Source organism: Janthinobacterium sp. HH102 (assembly GCF_001758625.2).
Lineage (GTDB): Bacteria > Pseudomonadota > Gammaproteobacteria > Burkholderiales > Burkholderiaceae_D > Janthinobacterium.
On the sequence record NZ_CP062062.1, the window covers coordinates 265,708 to 290,775 of the forward strand.

Below are 25,068 nucleotides of genomic sequence, written 5' to 3' on the forward strand. Positions count from 1 at the left end.
AGCTTCAGAGCTCGCAGGCCGGCGCCGCCGCCACGCACTGCGCATCGGGAAACGAGCGCACGCGGTAGCGCACCGGGTAGCAATCGATTTGCTCCATCAGGCCGCCGCCGATGGCTTGCGCCTCGTCCCACGCCAGCAGCTTGCTGCCGCTGCGCTCGCCATGCTCGTCGCGCACCTCGAGCGCCACGACATCGGTGCGCGGCAGCAAGGTATGCACGTCACGGGCCCAGCTGCTCACGGAAAAGACGCGCTCGCCCGGCTGCCGTTCGATCAGCAGGCAGCTGGCGACGAAAACATCTTCGCCCGTGCTCGTGTTGAGTTGCTCCCACTCTTCCTTCTGCTGGTTGTAGAGATCGGCGCGCACGATCGTCTGGAAACGCCGCAGCGCCGTGGCGACGGCCGCATCGGCCGGTTCGCAGGCGACGATTTTCCCGTCCCGCACGCCATACAGGGCGGTCGAGACCTGCCGCCCCTCGTCGCGCGCCAGTTGGTCGGCCAGGGCCACCATGGCCAGCTGTCCCGCCGCATGGTGCGACGACGCCAGCAGGAAGCGGCCGCGCGTGGGCACCATCACCAGCGGTTCGCCGCCTTCGCAGGCGCGGTACAGCAAGTCCGGCAGCAGCAGACGCGAAGAATCATAGGCGTCGTTCCAGTCGCCCAGCAGCAAGCCGTTGCCCAACGCGACGAAACTGTGCGCCGTGCGGTCACGCAAATTGTCCATGGCCGCCGCCAGCGCCTGTTCGAACGTCACGCCCCACTGCGCCAGCGTAGCCTGGCCGATGGTGGCCATATTCACTTCCGTATCGTAGGCCAGCATGACGACCGCATCCTCGCTGAAGTCCTGGCAGGCAGTGGCAAATGCCGGACGCTGCGGCTCGGTCTGCGCCAGCAGGCGCAGATGGTCGCCCTGCCGGCGGCTGCGCAGTACGGGCATCAGGCTGGCGCGGGCGTCGGCAAAGCTGGATGGCACGCCGGGAGCCGAGTAGATGCTCAGGTAGTGCTGCACGACGTGTGCACGCTGCTTGCGCGGCGCGGCGCAATAGTCGCGGTAGGCATTGTCCAGATTGAAAACATGCCCGTCGTCGCTGCCCGACACGATGCGAAACTGTTCCCGTTCATAGCGGCTGTCGGATGCCAGGCCATCCTGGCCGATCTGCCGCAGGACGATCTGCGCAAAGGCATCGCGCGAGGGAGGGCTGCGGAAAAAATCGAATAAACCCATGCGTCTCCTGAAAAGGACCGCTGCTCTGGAAAATAGTGCAGCTTAGCAAAAGAAATAGCCAATTTGGCACTATAAACGAAAAGCTGCCGGGACGAAATGGGACTGGCTTGAGAGCTGCGGCAAATTACCCGAGCCAATCTGGAGGATTTTGATCTACATCAATAAATTTGCGCAGGCGACTCCTTACACTGATCTCCATTCTTGCAATCGTGCAAGTCTTACTTACCAATTGCTCATTTAACCGACCAGGAAGCCGCGACCATGCGACAAAATTTGCCAGTGACTAACCGTGAAGTCCTCGTCCAGGACGACCAGGCCATCGTGTCGAAAACGGATATGAACGGCAATATCGTCTACGTGAATCCGTACTTCAGCCAGGTCAGCGGCTTCAGCGAGGCAGAGCTGCTCGGTTCGCCCCAGAACATCGTGCGCCACCCGGACATGCCGGCCGAAGCGTTCGCCGACCTGTGGGCGTCGATCCAGGCCGGCACACCTTGGACGGGCCTGGTCAAGAACCGCTGCAAGAACGGCGATTTTTACTGGGTGCGCGCCAACGTCACGCCCATCCGCGAAGCGGGCAAGACCATCGGCTACATGTCGGTGCGCGTGAAGGCCGACAAGGACCAGGTCAAGGCGGCCGAGGAAGCCTACGCGGCCATCCGCAACAAGGAAGGCGGCAACATCGTCATCAAGCATGGCCAGATCGTGCGCCCGGGCCTGGCGCACCTGCTGCACAACCTGACGCACATGTCGCTCAACCTGCGCATCTGGGCCGCCACCTCCATCGTCAACTGCCTGCAGCTGCTGGTGTGCATCATCAGCCTGTTCGCCAGCGGCGGCAAGATCACCAATTACGCCATCTTCGGCGCTACCCTGTTCGGTTTCCTGATCAACGTCTTCCTCTGGTACACCTTGCGCATGTCCGTGCTCAAGCCGCTGGGCAAGGCCCTGAACGGCGCGCGGGCCATTGCCGCCGGCGACCTGTCGGGCAGTTTTGAAACGGACAGCACGGATGAAATGGGCCAGCTGCTGCGCGCCCTGCAACAGATGAACAGCAACCTGATCGCCACCATCCGCGACGTGCGCATCAACGTGGAAACCATGGCCGTGGCCACCAAGCAAATCGCCGTCGGCAATATGGACCTGTCGGGCCGTACGGAATCGCAGGCGGCCAGCCTGGAAGAGACGGCGTCGAGCATCGAGGAATTCTCGTCGACGGTGAAACAGAACGCGGACAACTCGGTGCAGGCGAATGAACTGGCCGTGGCCGCCTCGAAAGTGGCGGTGCAGGGCGGCGAGATCGTTTCCGAGGTCATCACCACCATGGACGACATCAACACCTCGTCGAAAAAGATCGTCGACATCATCGGCCTGATCGAAGGCATCGCCTTCCAGACCAACATCCTGGCCCTGAACGCGGCCGTGGAAGCGGCGCGCGCCGGCGAGCAGGGCAGGGGCTTTGCCGTGGTGGCGGGCGAAGTGCGCAACCTGGCGCAGCGCTCGTCCGTGGCGGCCAAGGACATCAAGCAGCTGATCGAAATTTCCGTCGGCAAGGTGGGCGCCGGCATGCTGCAGGTGAACCGCGCGGGCGCCACCATGGAGCAGGTGGTCAGCTCCGTCAAGCAGGTGACGGCCATCATGCAGGAAATTTCCATCGCCTCGCGCGAGCAGAGCATCGGCGTCGACCAGGTCAACCAGGCCATCGCCCACATGGATCAGGTGACGCAGCAGAACGCGGCCCTGGTGGAAGAAGCCGCCGCGGCCGCCACGCGCCTGGCGGAAGAAGCAGCCAGCCTGTCGCAAGCCGTGAGCCTGTTCAATTTCGGCAAGATGCCGCCACCGCGCCGCGTCGCCATGCCCGGCGGCAAGGGCGGCGCCGCGAACGCCGGCAAACCCGCCATGAAACGCCTGGCCGCCTAAACCTTTCAAGACATCAAAACACATCATGCCTACACTCCTCAGCAGTGCTTCCGCCGACCTGGACGCCGTCGTCGAATTCGACCCGGTCATCATCGGCAAGATGAGCCAGTCCGGCCCCCGCTACACGTCGTATCCGACCGCCGACCGTTTCAGTGCCGACTTTGGCTACGGCAATTTCCTCGAAGCGCTGGCCGCCCTGCGCATGCGCGGCGGCCGCCGTCCGCTGTCGCTGTACGTGCACGTGCCGTTCTGCGACACCCTGTGCTACTACTGCGCCTGCAACAAGATCATCACGAAAGACCGCAGCAAGGCCGCCACCTACCTCAGCTACCTGAAACAGGAAATCGCCATGCAGGGCAAGCTGTTTGCCGGCATGAACCAGATCGAGCAATTGCACTTCGGCGGCGGCACGCCCACCTACCTGAGCGAAAAGCAGATGGACGAACTGATGGCGCACCTGCGCCAGCATTTCGAGTTCGCGTCCGATGAAGACGGCGAATATTCGATCGAAATCGACCCGCGCACCGTGTCGCGCGAGCGCGTGTTTTCCCTGCGCGCGCAAGGCTTTAATCGCATCAGCCTGGGCGTACAGGATTTCGACGCGGACGTGCAAAAAGCCGTCAACCGCATCCAGCCGGAAGCGGAAACGGTGGCCATCATGCAGGCGGCGCGCGACGCCGGTTTCCGCTCGATCAGCATCGACCTGATCTACGGCCTGCCCAAGCAAAACCTGGACACGATGACGGAAACCTTGCGCAAGGTGATCAACGCCAGCCCCGACCGCATCGCCCTGTACCACTACGCGCACATGCCGCACCTGTTCAAGCCGCAGCGCCGCATCCTCGACGCCGACATGCCCGACAGCGCCACCAAGCTGGCCATGCTGGGCCTGTGCATCGCGCGCCTGACCGCCGCCGGCTATGTCTACATCGGCATGGACCATTTCGCCAAGCCGACGGACGACCTGGCCGTGGCGCAGCGCCAGGGCCGCTTGCACCGCAATTTCCAGGGCTATTCCACGCGCGCGGAAGCGGACCTGATCGCCTGCGGCGTGTCGGCCATCAGTTCCGTCGGCGCCGTCTACAGCCAGAATGAAAAGACGCTCGACGCGTACTATGAAAAGCTCGACGAAGGCGTGCTGCCGATCGCGCGCGGCATCAAGCTCGATACGGACGATTTATTACGCCGTATCATCATCCAGATGCTGATGTGCAATTTCGAATTGTCGATCGCCACCATCGAGCAGGCGCACCCCGTCAAGTTCCGCAGCTACTTCGCCACGGAACTGGAAAAGCTGCGCGAACTGGCGCGTGACGGCTTGCTCGTCATCGAGGAAGACTGGCTGACGGTGACGCCGAAAGGGCGCTTGCTGATCCGTAATATCTGCATGGTTTTCGACCGCTACCTGACCATGGCGCGCGCCAACGCGGCGCCGGACGCGGTGCAGCCGCTGCGCTACTCGAAAACGGTGTAACACCGCCCGATGAACGCCCTCAGCCTCGTGCCCATGTTCCTGGTCGGCCTGGCCGGCAGCGTGCACTGCATCGGCATGTGCGGCGGCATCGTGGGCGCCCTGTCGATCAGCGGCGGTGCCGCTCCCGCGCCAGCGCGCCCCGTGATCGCCATCGCCGTGGCGCGCCCGGCATTGCAGACAACCGTGCAGGCCAATGTGCTGCGCGTGCTGGCCTACAACGGCGGGCGCATAGGCAGCTACATGCTGGCCGGCGCCCTGGCAGGCAGCCTGGCCGGCGCCGGCATGCTGCACATGGCGTCACTGCAAGTGGCCGGCTACTGGCTGGCCAACCTGATGCTGGTGGCGTTGGGCCTGTACCTGATGGATGCCTGGCGCGGCCTGGCCCGCCTGGAAGCGGCGGGCAACGTCGTCTGGCGCCGCGTGCGCCCCCTGCTGAAACCGCTGATGCCCATGGATACCCCTCTAAAAGCGCTGGCCGTGGGCGGCCTGTGGGGCTGGGTGCCGTGCGGCATGGTCTACAGCGCGCTGCTGACGGCCATGATGCAAGGCTCGGCCCTGAGCGGTGCGGCCACGATGGCCGCCTTCGGCCTGGGCACCCTGCCCACGTTGCTGGGCATGGGCTTGCTGGGCACGCGCCTGCGCGCACAGATGCAGCGCCGCCCCGTGCGCATCGCCAGCGGCTTGCTGGTGCTGGGCTTTGGCTTGCTGGGCCTGCTGCGCGCCGCGAATGGCGTCTCGCTGGGCTGGCTCGACGCCCTGTGCGTCACGGGCCATCCATGAAAAGACGCATGAAAACAAACTTATGAATGCAGTTTTACAACCCTCCGCCTGCTTCCATTGCGGCTTGCCCGTGCCCAGCGGCTCGAGCTGGCACGTCACCATCGACGACGTGCCGCGCGCCATGTGCTGCCCCGGCTGCGAAGCGGTGGCGCAAACCATCGTCGACATCGGCCAGAGCGCGTATTATCGCGACCGCGACGAATACGCCGTCAACGCGGCTGACGCCACCATGGTGCCGCCCGAACTGCGTTTGTACAGCAATGACGACGCGCAATTCGCGCGCGACGCCAGCAGCTGCGAAGCGACCCTGTCCGTCGAAGGCATCCGCTGCGCCGCCTGCGTCTGGCTGATCGAACGCCAGCTGACGCGCTTGCCCGGCGTGCAGGCGGCCAGCCTGAACGTCGCCACGGAGCGCCTGTACGTGCGCTGGAGCCGCGCGCAGTGCGAGCCGGGCGATATCCTGCAAGCCGTGCGGCAAGTCGGCTACACGGCCTATCCGTATGACGCCGTGCGCCATGGCGAACGCCTGCAAAAAGCCAGCAAGACGCTGGGCCGCCAGCTGTTCGTGGCCGGCCTGTCGATGATGCAGGTGATGATGTACGTGGCACCCGCCTACCTCGCGGCCGAAGACGGCACACTGGACGACAATATGGCCAGCCTGATGCGCTGGGCCAGCCTGCTCTTGACCTTGCCGGCCATCTGCTATTCGGCCATGCCGTTTTTCCAGGGCGCCTGGGCCAGCCTGCGCGCGCGCACCCTGGGCATGGACGTGCCCGTGGCGCTGGGCATCCTGGCAGCGTTCTTCGGCAGCGTGGTGGCGACGTTTACGGGCCGCGGCGAGGTGTATTACGACTCGGCCACGATGTTCATTTTTCTGCTGCTGTGCAGCCGCTATTTCGAGCTGCAGGCGCGCCGCAAGGCTGCCTCGGCCCTCGAGCGCTTGCAGCATGCCTTGCCCGCGTCCGCCTCGCTGATGGCGGGCTTTCCCGACAACCGCGCCACCACCCTGGTGCCGGCCGGCAGCCTGGCCGTCGGTGACGTCATCCTGGTCAAGCCGGGCGAGGCGATCGCCGCCGACAGCGTCATCATCGAAGGCACGAGCGCGCTCGATTTATCGCTGCTGACGGGCGAGAGCGCGGCGCAGCGCCGCAAACTGGGCGAGCGGGTGCCGGGCGGCGCAATCAATGCCAGCGCGGCACTGATCTTGCGCGTACTGAAACCGGCGCGCGAAAGCACCTTGTCCGACCTGTTGAAGCTGATCGAGCGGGCCGGCAGCGGCAAGCCGCAGATCGCGCAGTGGGCCGACAAGGTCGCCGCCTGGTTCGTGCTGGGCCTGCTGCTGTTTGCCATCGCCGTGTTCGCCTTCTGGAGCTGGCACGACCCGTCGCAGGCGTGGCCCGTGGCCATCGCCGTGCTGGTCGTGTCGTGCCCGTGCGCGCTGTCTCTCGCCACGCCGACGGCGCTGGCGGCCGCCACCGACAGCCTGCTGCGGCGCGGCGTGCTGATCGTCCAGCCGCACGTGCTGGAAACCCTGCACCGCGCCACCCACATCGTCTTCGACAAGACGGGGACATTGACCCTGGGCCGGCCCGTGCTGAAACAGATCGAGGGCCTGGACGGCATGACGGAAGACGACTGTCTGCAGGTGGCCGCCGCGCTGGAGGCGGGCAGCGCCCATCCGCTGGCACAGGCGATCCTGGCAGCAGCGGGAGAAACACCGCGCACGCATGCGGAAAACCTGCAGGAAGTGCAGGGCCAGGGCCTCGAAGGCATCGTCGACGGCGTGCGCTACCGCCTGGGCAATGCGGCCTTTGTCGCCGCCATCGCGGGTCCGCCGCTGGGTGACACGGCCGTCGGCATGCAGGGCATGACGCCGCTGTACCTGGGCACGCAGGGCCGGTGGCTGACGCGTTTCCTGCTCAGCGACGCGCTGCGCCCGGAAGCGCGCGACGTGGTCGCGTATTTCCACCGGCACGGCAAGCAAGTCGTGCTGCTGAGCGGTGACCAGGAAGCGCTGACGCAAAGCGTGGCGGCGGAGCTGGGCATCGCCACGGCGTGCGGCGAATGCCTGCCCGATGAAAAGCTCGATTTCGTGCAGCAATTGCAGGCGACGGGCGCCGTGGTGGCGATGGTGGGCGACGGCATCAACGACGCCGCCGTGCTGAGCGGTGCCGACGTGTCCTTCGCCATGGGCTCCGGCGCCGCGCTGGCGCAAGCGCATGCGGACACGGTGCTGCTGTCGAGCCAATTGGTGTCCGTGCTCGACACGGCCAAGACGGCCGCGCGCAGCATGCGCATCATCCGCGAGAACCTGGGCTGGGCCACGCTGTACAATCTGACGGCCATCCCGGCCGCCGCGCTGGGCTTTTTAAACCCCTGGCTGTCCGGCGTCGGCATGGCTGCCAGCTCGGCGGTCGTCATCGCCAACGCCCTGCGCCTGCGGAAAGCCTGAACATGGAAGCACTGTATCTCCTCATCCCCCTGAGCGTCGTGGTCGTCTTCATCGCCCTGTGGGTGTATTTCACGGCCTCGGACAGCGGCCAGTTCGACGACCTCGTCGGACCGGGCCTGCGCGTGCTGCAGGACGACGATACGACGGTCAAGCCGGCGCCCGCCGAACCGCATCCCTGACCTCACCGCCCGGCCGGCGTCCCGCACGCCATGGCCGGCGCGTCTGCTCCACATGCCCTTTTTGCAGGGATCTTGTACGGCTTTTTTGATCGAAATATCACTTTATTTCGATGCCAGTTCGCTACGCTTATTTCATCCGGGGAATTTTGATCCACATCAAAGTTTTTTCGCGGTCAAACACTTACTCTCTGGCCACCATCATAAATAGTAATTCCAGGGAGAGTCTTTGTGGATCAATCGCTGAACTATAACTACAAGATCGTGAAGCAATTCGCGGTCGCTACTGTGGTATGGGGCATCATCGGCATGCTGGTTGGCGTTATCATCGCCGCTCAGCTGGCCTGGCCTGCCCTGAACCTCGACATACCATGGCTGACATACGGACGCTTGCGTCCGCTGCACACGAATGCGGTGATTTTCGCCTTCGGCATCTGCGGCCTGTTCGCCACCTCGTACTACGTCGTGCAACGCACCTGCCAGGTGCGCCTGTTTTCCGACAAACTGGCCGCCTTTACCTTCTGGGGCTGGCAAGCGGTAATCCTGTGCGCGGTCGTCAGCCTGCCCATGGGCCTGACCCGCGGCAAGGAATACGCCGAGCTGGAATGGCCTATCGCCATCCTCATCGCCGTCGTCTGGATCGCCTACGCCATCGTCTTCTTCGGCACCCTGATCAAGCGCAAGGTCAAGCACATCTACGTGGCCAACTGGTTCTTCGGCGCCTACATCCTGGCCGTGACGATTTTGCACGTGGTCAATGGCGCCGTCATGCCAGCCTCGTTCACCAAGTCGTATTCCGCGTATGCGGGCGTGCAGGACGCCATGATCCAGTGGTGGTACGGCCATAACGCGGTGGGCTTCATCCTGACCGCCGGCTACCTGGGCATGGTCTACTACTTCATCCCGAAACAGGCCGAGCGCCCCGTGTACTCGTACCGTTTGTCGATCGTCCACTTCTGGGCGCTGATCTTCACCTACATGTGGGCGGGCCCGCATCACCTGCACTACACGGCATTGCCTGACTGGACGCAATCGATCGGCATGGTCTTCTCGCTGGTCCTGCTGGCGCCAAGCTGGGGCGGCATGATCAACGGCATCATGACCCTGTCGGGCGCCTGGCACAAGCTGCGCACCGATCCGATCCTGAAATTCATGATCGTCTCGCTGTCGTTCTACGGCATCGCCACCTTCGAAGGTCCGATGATGTCGATCAAGACCATCAACTCGCTGTCGCACTACACCGACTGGACCGTTGCCCACGTGCATGCGGGCGCCCTGGGCTGGGTGGGCTTCATCACCATGGGTTCGATCTACTACCTGCTGCCGCGCCTGGCGGGCCGCACGCAGATGCACAGCACGCGCCTGGTCGACGTGCACTTCTGGGTGGCCACCATCGGCATCGTGCTGTACATCGCCGCAATGTGGATCGCCGGCGTGATGCAGGGCCTGATGTGGCGCGCGGTCAATCCGGACGGCACCCTGACCTACACCTTTGTCGAGAGCGTGAAAGCAACGTATCCGTACTACGTGGTGCGCGTGGCCGGCGGCCTGCTGTACCTGTCGGGTATGTGCATCATGGGCTACAACACCTGGATGACTCTGCGCGGCAGCAAACTCCCCGTCGCCCGCATTCCGGAACTGAACGCGGCGCACGCCTGATAGGAGCGAAAGCAAATGAAATTTTCACATGCATGGATTGAGAAAAACCCCTGGCTGCTGATCGCCCTGGTCACGGTGGTGATCAGCATCGGCGGCGCCGTCGAGATCGTCCCCCTGTTCTTCCAGAAGAGCACGACGGAGCCCGTCGCCGGCCTGAAGCCGTATTCGCCGCTGCGCCTGGCGGGCCGCGACATCTACGTGCGCGAAGGCTGCTACAACTGCCATTCGCAGATGGTGCGTCCGCTGCGCGCGGAAACGGAACGCTATGGCCACTATTCGGTCGCCGGCGAGTTCGTCTACGACCGTCCGTTCCAGTGGGGTTCCAAGCGCACGGGGCCGGACCTGGCCCGCGTGGGCGCCCGCTACAGCGACGAATGGCACCGCACGCACTTGAACAACCCGCGCGACGTGGTGCCCGAGTCGAACATGCCGGCCTACCCATGGCTGGCGAAGACCAAGCTGGTGCCTGACGACATCATGCCGAAGATGCGCGCCCTGAAACGCCTGGGCCAGCCGTACAGCGACGAAGAGATCGCCGCCGGCCCCGCGCAGCTGCAGGACAAGACGGAAGAAGACGCCCTGGTCGCCTATCTGCAAGGCCTCGGTACATTAATCAAAACAAGGAATTAGCATGGCAATCGAAAACCTGTTTGACAGCGCCAGCAGCGTCATGACGGTGGTTTCCTTTATGACATTCGTGGGCATCCTGTGGTGGACGTTCAGCCGCAGCAATGGCGACTTCGACGCGGCGGCACGCCTGCCGTTCGCCGACGAGGCGCTCGACTATCCGGCCGATGCCGCGCCGGCACAAGGGGAGCGCAACCATGGCTGACTTTACCAATGGCTTCTGGAATATCTACATTGTCGTGCTGTCCCTGCTGGGCATCATCGGCTGCGGCGTGCTGCTGTACTCGCAGTCGAAAGTGAAAGTGGCCGCCGGCGCCCCCGCCGACGGCACCACGGGCCACGTGTGGGACGAGGACTTGAAGGAACTCAATACGCCGATGCCGCGCTGGTGGATGTGGCTGTTCTACATCACCATCGTCTTCGCGCTGGCCTACCTGTTCCTGTACCCGGGCCTGGGCACCTACGCCGGCAGCCTGGGCTGGAAATCGACGGGCCAGTACGAGGAAGAGCTGAAGAAGGCGGAAGCCGATTACGGCCCCCTGTTCAACAAGTACCTGAGCCAGGACTTGAAGACGGTGGCCGCCGATCCGCAGGCGCAAGCCATCGGCCAGCGTCTGTTCCTGACCTACTGCGCGCAGTGCCACGGTTCGGATGCCCGCGGCAACAAGGGCTTCCCCAACCTGACGGACAAGGACTGGCTGTATGGCGGTGATCCCGACATCATCAAGACCACCATCATGCATGGCCGCAATGGGCAGATGCCGCCGATGGGCGCCGCGCTCGGCTCCGAAAAAGATGTCGAGAACGTGGCCCATTACGTGCTGAGTCTGTCCGGTTCCACGTCGGACCCCGTCAAGTCCGTGCTGGGCAAGGCCAAGTTCGGCGCCTGCATGGCCTGTCACGGTGCCGATGCGAAGGGCAACCAGATGCTCGGCGCGCCTAACCTGACGGACAAGATCTGGCTGTACGGCGGCAGCGCCGATACCATCATGGAAACCGTGCGCAAGGGTCGCAACAACACCATGCCGGCCTTCAGCGACTTCCTCGGCGAATCCAAGGTACACGTGCTGTCGGCGTATGTCTGGAGCCTGTCGAATCCCCAGACGCCCGTGAAATGATGTAATGGAACCTCAAGTCATCAAGATGTATGCGGCCCGCGAGCAAATCTACCCTCGCGAGGCCAAAGGACGCTACGCTACCTGGCGATGGGTATGCGTATGGCTTACCCAGCTCGCGTTCTACGGCTTGCCGTGGTTGACCTGGAATGGCAGGCAAGCCCTGCTGTTCGATTTGACCACGCGCAAGTTCTACATTTTCGGCGTCGTGCTGTGGCCCCAGGATTTCATCTATCTGGCGGCCCTGCTGATCATCTGTGCGTATTTGTTATTCCTCGTCACGGCCATTGCCGGGCGGGTGTGGTGCGGGTTTTCTTGCCCGCAAACGGTATACACGGAAATCTTCCTGTGGGTCGAACGCCGCATCGAGGGCACGCGCAGCGCGCGCATGGCCCTCGACAAGCAGGGCCCCTCCGTGCGCAAGGCGTTCAAGAAGACGGCCAAGCACCTGGTATGGGGCGCCATCGCCCTGTGGACGGGCTTTACCTTTGTCGGCTACTTCACGCCGATCAAGGAACTGGCGCGCGAAGTGACCACCCTCAATTTCGGTCCCTGGGAATGGTTCTGGGTCTTGTTCTACAGCCTGGCAACCTACGGCAACGCGGGCTGGCTGCGCGAGCAGGTGTGCAAATACATGTGCCCCTACGCGCGCTTCCAGAGCGCCATGTTCGACCAGGACACGCTGATCATCACCTACGATGCCAAGCGCGGCGAACCACGCGGCGCCATGAGCAAGAAGGCCGGCAACAACGACAAGCTGGGCGACTGCATCGATTGCACCCTGTGCGTGCAGGTGTGTCCGACCGGTATCGATATCCGCAACGGCCTGCAATATGAATGCATCGGCTGCGCCGCCTGCGTCGATGCCTGCAATACGGTGATGGACAAGGTCGAGCGGCCGCGTGGCCTGATACGCTACAGCACCGACCATGCGATGGAAAACAACTTCAATTCGAAGCAGATCCGCCAGCGCGCCATGCGCCCGCGCGTGCTGATCTACACGTCCATCCTGGCCCTGATTATCATCGCCGTGTGTACGTCGCTGGCCCTGCGCACGCCCCTGAAAATGGACGTGATCCGCGACCGCGGTTCGATGGGACGCGAGGTGGAAGACGGCATGATCGAAAACGTCTATCGTCTGCAGATCATGAACACCTCGGAGCAAAGCCAGCATTTCAAAATCAGCGCTTCCGGCTTGCCGGGCCTGACCTTGCTGACGCGCGACGAAGTGACCTTGCAGCCGACGGAAACGCTGGGCTGGCCGATCCGCCTGCGCGTGCCGCACGGCGTCGGCGAGAAGGGCTCGAACAAGATTGCGATCGAATTGCACTCGCTGGACGACCCGTCGCTGCATGTGCGCGAAAGCGCGGTATTCATCGTGCCGCGCTAATGCAGGAAGGCCGGTCCCCGCATGGGGGCTGGCCGTATACCAGAAACACAGGAGAAATACCATGTCCGACAGTCTGAAACTGCAACCTCCCGTTGCCCCGTGGTACAAACACCGCTGGCCATGGCTGCTGATGATCGGTCCCGGCCTGTCCGTGGTCGTCGGCAGCTTCATGGGCTATATCGCGTTTACGCAGCCCGACGCGCTGGTGGTGGGCGACTATTACAAGCAGGGCAAGGCGATCAACCAGGATTTGAAGCGCGACACGATCGCCAGCGACCTGGCCATGGATACGACCCTGTCGTATGACGTCGCTGCAGCGCGCCTCAGCGGCTCCGTGCACAGCTTCGGCAAGGCGTACCAGGGGCCTTTGCAGCTGCACCTGGCGCATGCGACCCTGCCGGAAAAGGATATCAAGCTGCTGGTGCAGCCCGATGCGGCCGGCAATTTTTCCGTGGCGCTGCCGATGCTCGAGCGCAGCCGCTGGCAAGTGCTGGTGGAAAACGACAAACGCGAGTGGCGCCTGTCCGGCATCTGGACCTGGCCCGTGCAACGCAGCATCGCGCTGCATGCGGATGAAGAGTTATAACGTACAGCGCCGGGAAAAAACCGTAGCGAGCGGCAGTGATTTGTGGCTGAGAAGCACAGCTGTGCTATAGCACAGCGAGCATCGCAGGCCGCAAAGCACGACGCGCAGTAGGTTTTGACGGTGCTGTTACTTGCAGACGTCGGTGCCGGCTGTAATGGCTTTCAGCTTGGCCGGCTGCAAGATCTCGATCTCGCGGTTGGAGACGCGCAGCCAGCCTTCCTTCTTGAATTTCGACAATAAACGGCTGACGCTTTCGATGGTCAGGCCCAGGTAGTTGCCGATTTCCTCGCGCGACATGCGCAACTGAAATTTGCTGGCCGAATAGCCGCGCGCTTCATAGCGCGACGCCAGGTTGACGATAAAGGCGGCAAAACGCTGCGTCGCCTGCATGTTGCCCAGCAACAGCATGACACTTTGCTCGCGCGTGATTTCCTGGCTCATCATGCGGTGGAAATGGCGCAGCAGGGTCGGCATATTGCCCAGCAATTGTTCCAGGCTGGAAAACGGGATTTCACACACTTCGCTGTCTTCCAGCGCCACCGCATTACAGTGGTGGCGGTCGGCGCTGATGGCGTCCATGCCCAGCAGTTCGCCCGCCATCTGGAAACCCGTCACCTGCTCTTCGCCGCCCGGATTGATCTGGTAGGTCTTGAAGTGGCCCAGACGGATCGCATACAGGTTCTGGAACGAGTCGCCGATGCGGAACAGCGAAGCGCCGCGCACGATCTTGCGGCGGCGGCCAATGATCTGGTCCAGTCTGTCCATGTCGCCCACGTCGAGGCCCATCGGCAGACACAATTGATGCATGCTGCAGGTCGAGCATCGCGCACGCAACGCTTCCACGGTCACTGTGGGCGAGGTTGGAGTGAGTAGCGCTTCAGTCATGTCGGTACCTTTTAGAAAATGCAACAACAAGTTTACTGCATACAGGGTTGCCGTGTGCCAATTTCACCGCAATTTCGCTGAATAAACGACGTTCCGACTTTAATTATATGGCAACATCGTCAAAAGCCCATGCGGAGAGGGCAATTTGCGTGGCGGCGCTTGCCAAGCTGGGGTATTGATAGGAAAATTCCTGACAGCATTATCTGCCGCCTGTGCCGCCCGGTACTGAAAAGGAAATCATGAAGCCTCTCGGCATCAAAGCAAAAGTCGCGCTGGCCACCAGCCTGACCTCGATCGCCATGATCGCGCTGGTCACCATGATCCAGGTGCAGCACATGCGCGACGATTTCACCAAGGTACTGTTGAGCCAGCAGTCGTCCCTGATCAGCCGCACCGCCGCCGAGCTCGACGACAAGCTGGGCATGCTGCTGCAGATCGTCACCCTGACGGCCCGGCAGCAGCCGCCAGAACTGATCACCCAGCCCGCCCAATTGCGCGAATACTATTCGCGCCGCTCGATGCTGGTGCTGTTCGACGACGTGCTGGTGCTCGACGCGCACGGCGCCGTCGTGGCCGACATGCCGGAAGTGGCGGGGCGCGCCGGCATCAACGTCGCCGAGCGCGAGTATTTCCAGACCGTGCTGCGCACGCGCCAGCCCATGATCACCGAGCCGATGCTGGGCAAATCGAGCGGCATGCCCATCGTGCAGATGGTCGCGCCCGTGCTGGGCGCCGATGGCCAGGTGGCCGGCGTGGTGATCGGCGTGCTGCGCCTGTACAAGGATAACCTGCTGGGGAGGTTGCGCTCGGAAAAGATCGGCAAGAGCGGCTATTACTTCGTCCTCACGCGCGGCGCCGTGCCGCGCTATGTGCTGCATCCCGACACCAGCCGTTTGCTGCAGCCGCGCCTGCCGAACGCCAACCTGACGACCACCCGGCTGCTGAAGGACGATGGCGAAGGCACCATGGTCAGCACCAACAGCCGCGGCATCACGGCCGTCAACAGCTTCAAGCGCCTGAAATCCGTAAATTGGCTGCTGGCCGCCTCGCTGCCCCTCGACGACGCCTTCGAACCGTTCGACGGCGTGCTGTACCGGCTGGTGCTGTGGAGCATCCTCGCCTCGCTGCTGGCCGCAGCCGTGCTGGGCTGGGTCACCGTGCGCCTGCTCTCGCCGCTGGTGCGCCTGCGCGACACCCTGCAGGCGCTGCGCACCAGCGGCAGCCGTTTCACTCCCGTGCCCGTGCAGCAGCGCGACGAGATCGGCGAGCTGACGGAAGCGTTCAACGGCCTGATGAGCGAGCGCGACCGCTTGCAGCAGGAGCTCGAATCGCGCGCGGCGGAGCTGGAACAGGAACGCGACCGGGCCGAGGCGGCCAACCGCGCGAAGAGCGATTTCGTGGCCAACATGAGCCATGAAATCCGCACGCCCCTCAATGCCGTGCTGGGCATGGTGTATTTGCTGGGCAATACCAAGCTCGATACGGAACAGCGCAAGTATCTGACCATGGTGCGCGTGGCCGGCCAGTCGCTGCTGGGCATCCTCAACGACGTGCTCGATTATTCGAAGATCGAGGCACGCCGCATGGAATTGTCGCCCGTCGAATTCGACCTCGACGAGGTCATGAACACGCTGGCCACGACGATGACGATGAATGCGGGCGAAAAGGAGCTGGAACTGGCGATTGCCGTCGAGCCCGACGTGCCGCGCCGCCTCATGGGCGACGCCCAGCGCCTGCAGCAGATTCTCGTCAACCTGGCCGGCAACGCCATCAAGTTTACCGAGAGCGGCGAAGTGGTGGTGGCCGTCAGCCTGGCCGAGAAAGACAAGGGCCGCGCCTGGCTGCGCTTCGAAGTGCGCGACACGGGCATCGGCATGACGGAGTTGCAGCAACAGCAGCTGTTTGCCGCGTTTTCGCAAGGCGACCAGAGCATCACGCGGCGCTTCGGCGGCACGGGCCTGGGCCTGGCCATCAGCAAACAGCTGATCCACATGATGGGCGGCGACATCGCCGTTGCCAGCAGCGAAGGCAAAGGCAGCCGCTTCTGGTTCAGCGTGCCGTTCGAGATGCTGGCGCAGCCGGCCGAAACGCGGCGCACGCCCACCCTGGGCCAGCTGCGCCTGCTGGTGGCCGACGACAACCGCACCACGCGCGAACTGATCGTCAAGCTGATCGAGGCGTGGGGCTGGCTGGCCGACGAAGTGGACTCCGGCTTTGCCGCTATCGAACTGTACCGCGAGCGCCTGGCGCAGCAGCAGCCGTACGACGTGGTGCTGGCCGACTGGCACATGCCCGTGATGGACGGCCTGGCCACGGCCAAGGCCATCCGCCAGGCAGCCAGCGGCCAGCGCCAGCCCATCGTGGTCATGGTCAACGCCTTCGCCCGCAACCACCTCGAGGAAATCTCCAGCGCGGCCGAGGCCGACGTCGTGCTGATGAAGCCGATCACGGGCTCGAGCCTGTTCGACGCCCTGCACCAGGCGCTGATTACCAAGCACGACGGCGGCGAGCAGCGCATGCTGCAACAGCCGCTGGGCACGGAACTGGCCGGCGTGCATTTCCTGCTGGTGGAAGACAACCATTTGAACCAGGCCGTGGCGCGCGGCATCCTCGAACACATGGGCGCCACCCTGGACGTGGTGGGCGACGGGTTGCAAGCGGTGGAACGGCTGCGCACGGAAGCGTTGCGCTACGACATCGTGCTGATGGACATGCAGATGCCCGTCATGGACGGCTTCAGCGCCACCCACATCATCCGCACGGAACTGCGCTTGAGCCTGCCCGTGATCGCCATGACGGCCGGCGTGCTGGCGTCCGAGCGCGAGCGCTGCATGACGGCCGGCATCAGCGATTTCATCGCCAAGCCCGTGGTGGTGGAAGAGATGATGGAAGTGATCCTGCGCCACCTGCCCAAGCGCCCGCCAGTGCAGACGGCGGGGCCGGCGCCCGTCGCCGATGAGGAAGTGTTTTCCATGGCGCCGCTGATGCGCGTGATGGGGCGCGACGCGAAGGGGCGCGGCGTGCTGCGGCGCATGGTGGAAGACGCGCTGAACAAGGGCATGACGCCCGTGCGCGATGCCGAAACAGCCTTGCAGGCGGGCCGCCACAGCGACGTGGCGCGCATCCTGCACAGCGTGCGCGGCTCCGTCGGCACCCTGGGCACGAAACGCCTGATCCGCACCGCGTTCGCCACCGAGGAAGCCATCGATGCGGGCCGCCTCGACGAGGTGCCGGCGCTGCTGGCGCAGACGGCGCAGGAACTGGAGCAGGCGCTGGCGGCGGCGGCCGATTGGTTGTCCAGGCTGAAGGATTAAGCCTGCAACGTAAAACTGGGGTCAGGCCCCGGAACCTTGTCGGATTACGCGCTTGCGCGCTAATCCGACCTACCCCATTTACGCCGGCACGCCCAGGATCACGCTGGACGCCTTGAAAATCGCCGTCACACTGCTGCCGATCTCGATGCCCAGCTCGGTGCTGCTCTGGTTGGTGATGATGGCGGCGATCGTGCCGCCGCGTGGCAAGTCCAGCACCACTTCCGTGTTGACGGCGCCCGTCTGCACGCGCGTCACCAGCCCGGCCAGCTGGTTGCGTGCGGAAAAGCGCGCGCCTGCGCTGTCGGCCACGAGGATGATCGACGATGCCTTGATCAGCGCAAACGCTTCCGCGCCCGGCACCAGGCCCAGGCTTGCGCTGCTGCCTTGCGTGACGATGGCCACGATGTGCTGGCCACCCGGCAATTCCAGCGTGACTTCGTCGTTGACGGCGCCCTGTTTCAGTTCGGCCACCTTGCCCAGGAATTGGTTGCGTGCCGTGGTTTTCATGGCCATTCTCCGTATGAGTAAAAGATCGTCGGCGATGCCTTCGGCCTGGCTGCCCAGCTGGCGCAGGTAGCGCGCATGCTCGCGCTCGATGATGCGGAAATTGTCGACCAGCTGGCGTCCCCGTTGCGTCAGCCGCGTGCCGCCGCCGCCCTTGCCGCCCGTCAGGCGTTCGACCAGCGGCTCGCCCGCCAGGTTGTTCATCGCGTCGATCGCGTCCCAGGCCGCCTTGTAGCTCATCTTCACCAGCTTGGCCGCCTGCGTGATGGAGCCGCACTCGGCGATGGCGCCCAGCAATTCCACCCGCCCGGCGCCACCCAGGTGCTCGCCTCCCACCGTCATCCATACCGAGCCTTGCAGGCCGATTTCCGCTGCCGCTGATTTATCCAATGCGTTCACCCAATGCCATGTGTTCTTCCCTGTTATCGATCTGTCCGTCGCGCAAGTACAGCACATGCTCGCCCAGGATGCGCGCATCTTCCGGATCATGGGTGATCAGGATCATGGGCACGTCCAGGCGCTGCTGCCACTGGCTCAGTTCCAGGCGCATTTTGACACGCAGGGCCGGATCGAGGGCGGCGAACGGCTCGTCGAGCAGCAACGCGGCCGGTTCCGCCACGAGCGCCCTCGCCAGCGCCACCCGTTGGCGCTGGCCTCCGGACAACTCGTCGGGAAACTGGTGCGCCAGTTCCTGCAAGTGGAATGCATCCAGCCAATGCTCGACCGTCTGCAATTTTTCGCGCGCACGCGGATTGAACCAGCCCCGCGCCAGGCCGAAGCCCACGTTCTGGCGCACCGTCAGGTGCGGGAACAGCGCGTAATCCTGGAACAGGTAGGCGACATTGCGCTGCTGCGGCGGCAAGTTGATGCCGGCGGCCGAGTCGAACAGGGTGCGCCCGTTCAGGCGGATATGGCCCGCGTCCGGTGTAAACAGTCCGGCAATGGCTTTGAGGGTCATGCTCTTGCCGGCGCCGGACGGGCCATACATGGCGATGCGCTGGCTGCCTGAGGTGCATTGCACGTGCAGGTCGAAACGGCGTTTGCCGGAGCGCAAGGTAGCGCGAATGTCGAGGTCGAGTTGCATGGGCGTCATCATAGGCCTCATTTGTGTGCGACGCGCCCGGGCGCCAGGCGGCCAGCCGACAGCAGCACCACGATGCAGACTAGCGAGATAATCACGACCAGCGTATTGGCCACCTCATCCTGGCCCGCCTGCACGGCTTCATACACGGCCACCGACAGGGTCTGCGTCTTGCCGGGAATGCTGCCGGCCACCATCAGCGTGGCGCCGAATTCACCGAGCGCGCGCACAAAGCCCAGCAGCACGCCGGCCAGGATGCCGCGCCAGGCCAGCGGCAAGGTGACGCGGAAGAAAATCGCCAGCTCCGAAATGCCCAGCACGCGGGCCGCCTGCTCGAGCTGCCCGTCGACCGCCTCGAAGGCGGCGCGCGCGGGCTTGAAGACGAGGGGAAAGGCGACCACCGTGGAAGCGATCACGGCGCCCTGCCACGTAAAGATCAGGTTGATGCCGAAGTTGTCCTGCAGCCAGATGCCCAGGGTGCCGCGCCGGCCCAGCAGCACCAGCAGGTAATAGCCGAGCACGGTGGGCGGCATCACCATCGGCAGGGTCAGCAGGGCGTCGAGCAGCTCGCGCCCCGGAAAACGCGTGCGCGCCAGCAGATAGCCCGTACCGATGCCGAGCAGCAAATTGAGCGCCGTGGCCCAGGCCGCAACTTTGAGCGACAGGGCCAGCGCGGTCCAGGCGATATCCATGTACAGTCTTTTTACTTTATGGCTTTTTAAACCCGTACTTGGCCAGGATGGCTTGCGCAGGTGCCGTCTGCAGGTAGCTGACGAAGCGCTTCGCTTCGGCGGCATTGCCGCTGCCCTTGATGGTGGCGATCGGGTACAGCACGGGCGCGTCGAGCGGCACGTCCAGCACCACGTTCACCTTGTCTTTCATGATGGCCGCGTCGGTGGCGTAGACAAAGCCCGCATCGACTTCGCCGCGCGCCACATAGTCGAGCGACTGGCGCACGTTTTGCGTGCCGATGGCTTTCGGCTGCACGGCTTCCCACAGCTTCGCCTTCTTCAGCGCGCCTTCCGAATAGCGGCCGACGGGCACGCTGGCCGGGTTGGCGATGGCCACGCGGGTCACGCCCTTGTGCGTCAGGTCGGCCAAAGCTTTGATGCCCAGCTTGCTATCGTGCGGCACGATCAGCACCAGGCTGTTGCCGACGAAGTCCATGCGGTCGGCCGGCAATACCAGGCCCTGCTTTTGCGCCGCATCCATGGTTTCCTGGTCGGCAGAGGCAAACACGTCGACGGGCGCGCCCTTGACGATCTGTTGCAGCAGCACGCCCGAGGCGGCAAAGTTCAGGGACACCTTGCTGCCCGGATACTGCGCCTCGTAGCTTTGCGCCGCATCCTTGAACGCGTTCGTCAGGCTGGCCGCGGCCGACACGACCACTTCGCCGGCAAGGGCGGAGGTAGCGGCAGTGGCGAGCAGGGTGACGCCAAGCAGGCGGGCGAGGGAGGTGAGGCGCAAGGTGAGGCACATGAGCGTATCCTGAATGAGAAAAGAACCAGGTCCGTAATATACACCGATATATAGCGTTCTGCCATTGCACAGATCAAGCCGGTACCAGGCCGATTCCCTGATATACTGTATATAAACACAGTATATCGAGGTGCACCATGGAATTGACGGACAAGCTGGAAATCCTGGCCGACGCGGCCAAGTACGATGCGTCCTGCGCCAGCAGCGGTGCGCCGAAGCGCGATTCCATCGGCAAGGACGGTTTTGGCGCCACCTCGGGCATGGGGATTTGCCACAGCTACACGCCGGACGGGCGCTGCGTCTCGCTGCTGAAGATACTGTTGACCAATTACTGCCTGTACGATTGCCAGTACTGCGTCAACCGCCGTACCTCGAACGTGCCGCGCGCGCGCTTTACGGTGGCCGAAGTGGTGAAACTGACCAGCGACTTTTACCTGCGCAACTACATCGACGGCCTGTTCCTCAGTTCCGGCATCATCCAGTCGGCCGACTACACGATGGAGCAACTGGTGCAGGTGGCGCGCGAGTTGCGCGAGGTGCACCAGTTCCGCGGCTACATCCACCTGAAAACCATCCCCGACGCCGATCCGGCCCTGATCGCGCTGGCGGGCCGCTATGCCGACCGGCTCAGCGTCAATATCGAATTGCCGACCCAGGACAGCGTGCAGAAACTGGCGCCGGAAAAGAGCGTGCACACAATCAAGCTGGCCATGGGCGCCATCCGCCGCAAGCTCGATGAAAAGGCCGAAGAACCGCGCTCGCCGCGCTTCGCGCCGGCCGGGCAAAGCACGCAGATGATCGTTGGCGCCGACGCCAGCGACGACCAGCAGATCCTCGCCACGGCCGAGACCCTGTACGGCAGCTATAAACTCAAGCGCGTGTACTACTCGGCCTTCAGCCCCATCCCCGACAGCCCGAAAAGCGTGCCGCTGGCGCCGCCGCCGATGCTGCGCGAACACCGGCTGTACCAGGCCGATTTCTTGCTGCGCAGCTATGGTTTCCAGGCCAGCGAACTGCTGCCCGCCAGCGGCGGCAACCTGGCGCTCGACATCGATCCGAAACTGGCGTGGGCGCTGGCGCACCGCGAACATTTTCCGCTGGACTTGAACCGCGCGGCGCAGCACATGATCGCGCGCGTGCCCGGCATCGGCCTGCGTAACGCGCAGCGCATCGTCGACCTGCGCCGTTTGCGGCAAGTGCGCTATGCCGACCTGTCGCGCCTGCGCTGCAGCATGAAAAAGATTGTCCCGTTCATCATCACGGCCGATTACTTTCCCGCACGCGACACCACCGCCTCGGAACAATTGCGCCGCGCCATGGCGGACGCACCGCAGCAATTGAACTTATGGCCGGAGCTGCAGGCAGCATGAGTACGTTCGTGCGGCTGGCGCAATCGTTCGACGCGTGGCGCGCGGCGGCGCGCGAACTGATCGCGCGCGGCGTGCCGCCTGCCGACGTGGCCTGGCAATCGCAGCCCGGCGACGGCGACCTGTTTTCCTCCACGCCAGAGGCCACGGATACCGGCGCGCCACCGCTGCGCCTGCCCCGCCAGCTGGTGGAACTGCTGGAGAGCGCCGCCTGTTTCAACGTGCATGACCGCTGGGCCTTCCTGTATCAGGTGCTGTGGCGCTGGCAGCAGGGCCAGCACGACGTGGTGTCCCCGGCCGACGCGGACGGCGCGCGCCTGCACGCCATGGTCAAGGCCGTGCACCGCGAGGAGCACGACATGCATGCCTACGTGCGCTTCCGCGAGCGGGCCGAAAGTGACGGCGCGCCCCGTTTTGTCGCCTGGTTCGAGCCCACGCACGAGGTGCTGCCGCAGGTGGCGCGCCACTTCGCGCGCCGCATGGGAAAGGCCAGCTGGATGATCGCCACGCCCGGCGCCAGCATGCTGTGGGATGGCGCCACCTTGCACGCGGGACCGGCCCTGCTGCGCGGCGCGGCCGACATCGACGATGCGGGCGAAGCGCTATGGCTGACGTACTACCGCAGCATCTTCAACCCCGCGCGCGTGAATGCGGACTTGCTGCACAGCCATATTCCCTCGCGTTTCTGGAAAAATTTACCCGAAGGCGCCATCGTGCCCGCCATGCTGAGCGGCGCGGCCAACGGCGAGCGGCGCACGGGCCAGACGGCCAGCGTGGGACAGCGGCAGGGCGCCGCCATGATCCCGATCAGCGCAGAGCGGGCCCAACCGGTGCGCGGGGCTGCCACAACACTGGACCAGTGCCGCCGCTGCGAACTGTGGCAGCATGCCACGCAAGCCGTGCCCGGCACAGGCCCGCACACCGCCCGCATCATGCTCGTCGGTGAACAGCCGGGCGACCAGGAAGACCTGGCCGGACTGCCGTTCGTCGGCCCGGCCGGTGCGCTGCTGGACAAAGCCATGCGGGAAGCTGGCATCGCGCGCGACAGCATCTATCTGACCAATGCCGTCAAGCATTTCAAGTGGGAACCGCGCGGCAAGCGCCGCCTGCACAAGACCCCGGCCCAGCGCGAGATCCTCGCCTGCCATGGCTGGCTGGAAGAAGAGATCGAACGTGGCAAACCACAGGTGATCGTGGCGCTGGGCAGCACGGCATTGAAATCCGTGCTGCAGGATGGCGCGGCCAGCATGACGCCGCTGATCGGCACGCCCATCGAACACGACGGGCGCTGGGTGGTGACCGTGTATCACCCGTCATATGTGCTGCGCGCACGGGACGAAGAGAGCCGGCGCCAGGCCTACGCGGTGATTGTCGATGGCTTGCGGCAGGCGCTGCGGCTACTGCAGGAGCCGCATCACGGCGTCGCCGCCGGCACTTCCTGCGCCTCATCGCGCCGCGCATAGCGCTGCGCAATCACGGCGCAGATCATCAATTGAATCTGGTGGAACAGCATCAGCGGCAAAATCACCATGCCCAGCGAGTGCGTGGCAAACAGTACCTTGGCCATCGGTACGCCGCTGGCCAGGCTTTTCTTCGAGCCACAGAAAACGATGGCGATTTCATCTTCCTTGCTAAAGCCCAGGCGGCGGCTGATGAACGTCATCAGGCCCAGGACCAGGGCCAGCAGCACGATGCTGAACAGGCCCAGGGCGACCAGGGTTTCCACCGAGATCGTGTGCCACAGGCCTTCGCTGACGGCTTCGCTGAAGGCCGTGTAGACCACCAGCAAAATGGAACCCTGGTCGACGAATTTCAGCATAGCCTTGTGGCGGTCGACCCAGCGGCCGATCCAGCGGCGCAGGAACTGGCCGGCCAGGAAGGGCAGCAGCAATTGCATAACAATCGATAAAACGGCGTCGACCGACGACTTGCTTTCCGCGCCCTTGGCCACCAGCAAACCCACGAGGATGGGCGCAAGAAAAATGCCGATGAAATTCGAGGCCGAGGCGCTGCAGATGGCGGCCGGCACGTTGCCGCGCGCCATGGCCGTCAGCGCGATCGACGATTGCACGGTCGATGGCAGCGCGCACAGGAACAGGATGCCCACGTACAGCTCGGGCGTGAGGAAGGTCAGCGCCAGCGGCCGCAGGGCCAGGCCCAGCAGGGGGAACAAAATGAACGTGCTGGCCAGCACCAGCAAATGCAGGCGCCAGTGCATGATGCCGGCCACCACGGCTTCGCGCGACAGCTTGGCGCCATGCAGGAAGAACAGGGCGCCGATGGCAACAGTGGTGATATTGCCGAAGACCACGGCCGTCTGGCCCGTGCAGGGCAGGAAGCTGGCCAGCGCCACGGTGACGAGCAGGGCGATGGTGAAGTTGTCGGGTTTCAGATTGCGCAGCAGGGCGGCGGAAGAAAAAGAAGACATGCGGTAGCCTGGTAGCGGCCCAGCCTTGCAACACTGCGCCATGGATGACAAAAAGCGCCGGAATCGGCGCCAGTGCTGGCTATTCTAACCCTATCGCCGGACTACCTGCCTGGAAGCAAGCGTGGCTTGTGGACACAATGGCACAAAAAAAATGCCCTGTCCGCAGACAGGGCAACCCGGAGTAAAGTACAGCGCGAGGGATTAACCGGCGGCTTTGACTTTCAGCTCGTTCTTGATTTCTTTCACGCCGCTCACGGAAGCGACGATCTGCACGACGCGGTCACCCGCTTCGGCGCTCGGTACATCGCCCGACAGGACGACCACACCTTGCTGGGTTGCTACCTTGACTGGCAGGGCAGCGGCTTGCGCATCGGCGCTCAGGGCGGCCTTGGCCGAGGAAGTGATGGTTTCATCAGGGACGGCAGCGGCGGCGTTGGCGGCCACGACAGTGTTAGCAGGAGCTTGTGCTTTTGGGGCGGAGTCAGCTGCATGCGAAGCGGTGATCGAGGCGCCCGACAGTACGATAGCGGCAACCAGGGTATTGAACAGTTTCGATGTTTGCATGGTAGTTCCTCTCAATGAAGTTAAAAGCTTCTTACTTGGATAAAG

General features: G+C 63.9%; 22 protein-coding genes. 14 read left to right on the forward strand and 8 right to left on the reverse strand.

Going from position 1 to position 25,068, the window contains the following annotated elements; translation table 11 throughout:
• Positions 1–4: 4 nt before the first annotated feature.
• Positions 5–1,222, reverse strand: a complete 1,218-nt coding sequence (locus tag JAB4_RS01150; protein WP_070223240.1) for a hypothetical protein — start codon at positions 1,220–1,222, stop codon at positions 5–7.
• A gap of 261 nt (positions 1,223–1,483) precedes the next feature.
• Between JAB4_RS01150 and JAB4_RS01155 the strand changes: the two genes are divergently transcribed.
• The 11 genes from JAB4_RS01155 to JAB4_RS01205 all read left to right on the forward strand — a co-directional run bounded on the left by JAB4_RS01155 (position 1,484) and on the right by JAB4_RS01205 (position 13,401).
• Positions 1,484–3,142, forward strand: coding sequence for a PAS domain-containing methyl-accepting chemotaxis protein (locus JAB4_RS01155; protein ID WP_070223242.1), 1,659 nt, complete (start codon positions 1,484–1,486; stop codon positions 3,140–3,142).
• 25 nt (positions 3,143–3,167) lie between these two features.
• Positions 3,168–4,616 carry an oxygen-independent coproporphyrinogen III oxidase gene (gene hemN / locus JAB4_RS01160; protein ID WP_070223244.1) on the forward strand — a complete coding sequence of 483 codons (1,449 nt, stop codon included), beginning with the start codon at positions 3,168–3,170 and terminating at the stop codon, positions 4,614–4,616.
• A 9-nt stretch (positions 4,617–4,625) separates the two neighbouring features.
• Positions 4,626–5,396: a sulfite exporter TauE/SafE family protein gene (locus JAB4_RS01165; protein ID WP_070223246.1), complete on the forward strand. Its 771-nt coding sequence runs from the start codon at positions 4,626–4,628 to the stop codon at positions 5,394–5,396.
• 22 nt (positions 5,397–5,418) lie between these two features.
• Positions 5,419–7,848 carry a heavy metal translocating P-type ATPase gene (locus JAB4_RS01170; protein ID WP_070223248.1) on the forward strand — a complete coding sequence of 810 codons (2,430 nt, stop codon included), beginning with the start codon at positions 5,419–5,421 and terminating at the stop codon, positions 7,846–7,848.
• Between the two features lie 2 nt (positions 7,849–7,850).
• On the forward strand, positions 7,851–8,027 hold the full coding sequence (gene ccoS / locus JAB4_RS01175; RefSeq protein ID WP_070223250.1) for a cbb3-type cytochrome oxidase assembly protein CcoS: 177 nt from the start codon (positions 7,851–7,853) through the stop codon (positions 8,025–8,027).
• Positions 8,028–8,255: 228 nt separating this feature from the next.
• Positions 8,256–9,683, forward strand: coding sequence for a cytochrome-c oxidase, cbb3-type subunit I (gene ccoN / locus JAB4_RS01180; protein WP_046681775.1), 1,428 nt, complete (start codon positions 8,256–8,258; stop codon positions 9,681–9,683).
• A 15-nt stretch (positions 9,684–9,698) separates the two neighbouring features.
• The gene (ccoO, locus tag JAB4_RS01185; protein ID WP_070223252.1) at positions 9,699–10,313 is read left to right on the forward strand and encodes a cytochrome-c oxidase, cbb3-type subunit II; all 615 of its coding nucleotides are present in this window, start codon (positions 9,699–9,701) and stop codon (positions 10,311–10,313) included.
• Position 10,314: 1 nt separating this feature from the next.
• Positions 10,315–10,515 (forward strand): cbb3-type cytochrome c oxidase subunit 3, encoded by a 201-nt coding sequence (locus JAB4_RS01190; RefSeq protein WP_070223255.1) that lies wholly within the window; start codon positions 10,315–10,317, stop codon positions 10,513–10,515.
• On the forward strand, positions 10,508–11,428 hold the full coding sequence (ccoP, locus tag JAB4_RS01195; RefSeq protein WP_046681778.1) for a cytochrome-c oxidase, cbb3-type subunit III: 921 nt from the start codon (positions 10,508–10,510) through the stop codon (positions 11,426–11,428). Before JAB4_RS01190 ends, ccoP begins: the two co-directional genes overlap by 8 nt.
• 4 nt (positions 11,429–11,432) lie before the next feature.
• Entirely contained in the window at positions 11,433–12,815 is a 1,383-nt protein-coding gene (gene ccoG / locus JAB4_RS01200; RefSeq protein WP_121670761.1) for a cytochrome c oxidase accessory protein CcoG, read from the forward strand.
• Positions 12,816–12,876: 61 nt separating this feature from the next.
• A complete protein-coding gene (locus JAB4_RS01205) occupies positions 12,877–13,401 on the forward strand; it encodes a FixH family protein (protein WP_070223257.1) in 525 nt (174 codons plus the stop codon).
• 126 nt (positions 13,402–13,527) lie between these two features.
• On the opposite strand, the gene fnr is transcribed toward JAB4_RS01205, so the two are convergent.
• Positions 13,528–14,286, reverse strand: coding sequence for a fumarate/nitrate reduction transcriptional regulator Fnr (gene fnr, locus JAB4_RS01210; protein ID WP_070223259.1), 759 nt, complete (start codon positions 14,284–14,286; stop codon positions 13,528–13,530).
• A 239-nt stretch (positions 14,287–14,525) separates the two neighbouring features.
• Here fnr and JAB4_RS01215 point away from each other — a divergent pair, with 239 nt between their 5' ends.
• Entirely contained in the window at positions 14,526–17,600 is a 3,075-nt protein-coding gene (locus JAB4_RS01215; protein ID WP_070223261.1) for a response regulator, read from the forward strand.
• Between the two features lie 78 nt (positions 17,601–17,678).
• Here JAB4_RS01215 and JAB4_RS01220 read toward each other — a convergent pair whose 3' ends face one another.
• From JAB4_RS01220 to modA, 4 genes are read right to left on the reverse strand one after another with little or no spacing between them, the layout of a single operon-like run.
• Positions 17,679–18,446 (reverse strand): TOBE domain-containing protein, encoded by a 768-nt coding sequence (locus tag JAB4_RS01220; protein WP_070223263.1) that lies wholly within the window; start codon positions 18,444–18,446, stop codon positions 17,679–17,681.
• Positions 18,447–18,486: 40 nt separating this feature from the next.
• The gene (locus JAB4_RS01225; RefSeq protein WP_217494580.1) at positions 18,487–19,197 is read right to left on the reverse strand and encodes an ATP-binding cassette domain-containing protein; all 711 of its coding nucleotides are present in this window, start codon (positions 19,195–19,197) and stop codon (positions 18,487–18,489) included.
• An 8-nt stretch (positions 19,198–19,205) separates the two neighbouring features.
• Positions 19,206–19,877 (reverse strand): molybdate ABC transporter permease subunit, encoded by a 672-nt coding sequence (modB, locus tag JAB4_RS01230; protein WP_070223265.1) that lies wholly within the window; start codon positions 19,875–19,877, stop codon positions 19,206–19,208.
• A gap of 16 nt (positions 19,878–19,893) precedes the next feature.
• Positions 19,894–20,664, reverse strand: coding sequence for a molybdate ABC transporter substrate-binding protein (modA, locus tag JAB4_RS01235; protein WP_070223268.1), 771 nt, complete (start codon positions 20,662–20,664; stop codon positions 19,894–19,896).
• Between the two features lie 137 nt (positions 20,665–20,801).
• Between modA and JAB4_RS01240 the strand changes: the two genes are divergently transcribed.
• Both JAB4_RS01240 and JAB4_RS01245 read left to right on the forward strand, forming a co-directional pair.
• Complete coding sequence (locus JAB4_RS01240; RefSeq protein WP_070223270.1) at positions 20,802–22,034, forward strand: putative DNA modification/repair radical SAM protein; 1,233 nt, start codon at positions 20,802–20,804, stop codon at positions 22,032–22,034.
• Entirely contained in the window at positions 22,031–23,494 is a 1,464-nt protein-coding gene (locus tag JAB4_RS01245) for a UdgX family uracil-DNA binding protein (protein ID WP_070223272.1), read from the forward strand. The genes JAB4_RS01240 and JAB4_RS01245 overlap by 4 nt, the downstream gene beginning before the upstream one ends.
• Here JAB4_RS01245 and JAB4_RS01250 read toward each other — a convergent pair.
• Together JAB4_RS01250 and JAB4_RS01255 are read right to left on the reverse strand one after the other, a co-directional pair.
• Positions 23,446–24,459, reverse strand: coding sequence for a bile acid:sodium symporter family protein (locus JAB4_RS01250; RefSeq protein WP_070223274.1), 1,014 nt, complete (start codon positions 24,457–24,459; stop codon positions 23,446–23,448). The genes JAB4_RS01245 and JAB4_RS01250 overlap by 49 nt on opposite strands.
• 201 nt (positions 24,460–24,660) lie before the next feature.
• The gene (locus JAB4_RS01255; protein WP_070223276.1) at positions 24,661–25,023 is read right to left on the reverse strand and encodes a BON domain-containing protein; all 363 of its coding nucleotides are present in this window, start codon (positions 25,021–25,023) and stop codon (positions 24,661–24,663) included.
• Between the last annotated feature and the right edge of the window lie 45 nt (positions 25,024–25,068).

What these genes read in the sequence shown, in the direction of transcription:
- JAB4_RS01155 (WP_070223242.1), top strand. Translation starts at nt 1,484, where the DNA reads ATGCGACAAAATTTGCCAGTGACTAACCGTGAAGTCCTCGTCCAGGAC.
- JAB4_RS01225 (WP_217494580.1), bottom strand. Translation starts at nt 19,197, where the DNA reads ATGACGCCCATGCAACTCGACCTCGACATTCGCGCTACCTTGCGCTCC.
- JAB4_RS01215 (WP_070223261.1), top strand. Translation starts at nt 14,526, where the DNA reads ATGAAGCCTCTCGGCATCAAAGCAAAAGTCGCGCTGGCCACCAGCCTG.
- JAB4_RS01170 (WP_070223248.1), top strand. Translation starts at nt 5,419, where the DNA reads ATGAATGCAGTTTTACAACCCTCCGCCTGCTTCCATTGCGGCTTGCCC.
- ccoG (WP_121670761.1), top strand. Translation starts at nt 11,433, where the DNA reads ATGGAACCTCAAGTCATCAAGATGTATGCGGCCCGCGAGCAAATCTAC.
- ccoS (WP_070223250.1), top strand. Translation starts at nt 7,851, where the DNA reads ATGGAAGCACTGTATCTCCTCATCCCCCTGAGCGTCGTGGTCGTCTTC.
- modA (WP_070223268.1), bottom strand. Translation starts at nt 20,664, where the DNA reads ATGTGCCTCACCTTGCGCCTCACCTCCCTCGCCCGCCTGCTTGGCGTC.
- ccoP (WP_046681778.1), top strand. Translation starts at nt 10,508, where the DNA reads ATGGCTGACTTTACCAATGGCTTCTGGAATATCTACATTGTCGTGCTG.
- modB (WP_070223265.1), bottom strand. Translation starts at nt 19,877, where the DNA reads ATGGATATCGCCTGGACCGCGCTGGCCCTGTCGCTCAAAGTTGCGGCC.
- JAB4_RS01205 (WP_070223257.1), top strand. Translation starts at nt 12,877, where the DNA reads ATGTCCGACAGTCTGAAACTGCAACCTCCCGTTGCCCCGTGGTACAAA.
- JAB4_RS01165 (WP_070223246.1), top strand. Translation starts at nt 4,626, where the DNA reads ATGAACGCCCTCAGCCTCGTGCCCATGTTCCTGGTCGGCCTGGCCGGC.
- JAB4_RS01190 (WP_070223255.1), top strand. Translation starts at nt 10,315, where the DNA reads ATGGCAATCGAAAACCTGTTTGACAGCGCCAGCAGCGTCATGACGGTG.
- fnr (WP_070223259.1), bottom strand. Translation starts at nt 14,286, where the DNA reads ATGACTGAAGCGCTACTCACTCCAACCTCGCCCACAGTGACCGTGGAA.
- JAB4_RS01245 (WP_070223272.1), top strand. Translation starts at nt 22,031, where the DNA reads ATGAGTACGTTCGTGCGGCTGGCGCAATCGTTCGACGCGTGGCGCGCG.
- JAB4_RS01250 (WP_070223274.1), bottom strand. Translation starts at nt 24,459, where the DNA reads ATGTCTTCTTTTTCTTCCGCCGCCCTGCTGCGCAATCTGAAACCCGAC.
- JAB4_RS01220 (WP_070223263.1), bottom strand. Translation starts at nt 18,446, where the DNA reads ATGACGGTGGGAGGCGAGCACCTGGGTGGCGCCGGGCGGGTGGAATTG.
- JAB4_RS01240 (WP_070223270.1), top strand. Translation starts at nt 20,802, where the DNA reads ATGGAATTGACGGACAAGCTGGAAATCCTGGCCGACGCGGCCAAGTAC.
- hemN (WP_070223244.1), top strand. Translation starts at nt 3,168, where the DNA reads ATGCCTACACTCCTCAGCAGTGCTTCCGCCGACCTGGACGCCGTCGTC.
- JAB4_RS01255 (WP_070223276.1), bottom strand. Translation starts at nt 25,023, where the DNA reads ATGCAAACATCGAAACTGTTCAATACCCTGGTTGCCGCTATCGTACTG.
- ccoO (WP_070223252.1), top strand. Translation starts at nt 9,699, where the DNA reads ATGAAATTTTCACATGCATGGATTGAGAAAAACCCCTGGCTGCTGATC.
- JAB4_RS01150 (WP_070223240.1), bottom strand. Translation starts at nt 1,222, where the DNA reads ATGGGTTTATTCGATTTTTTCCGCAGCCCTCCCTCGCGCGATGCCTTT.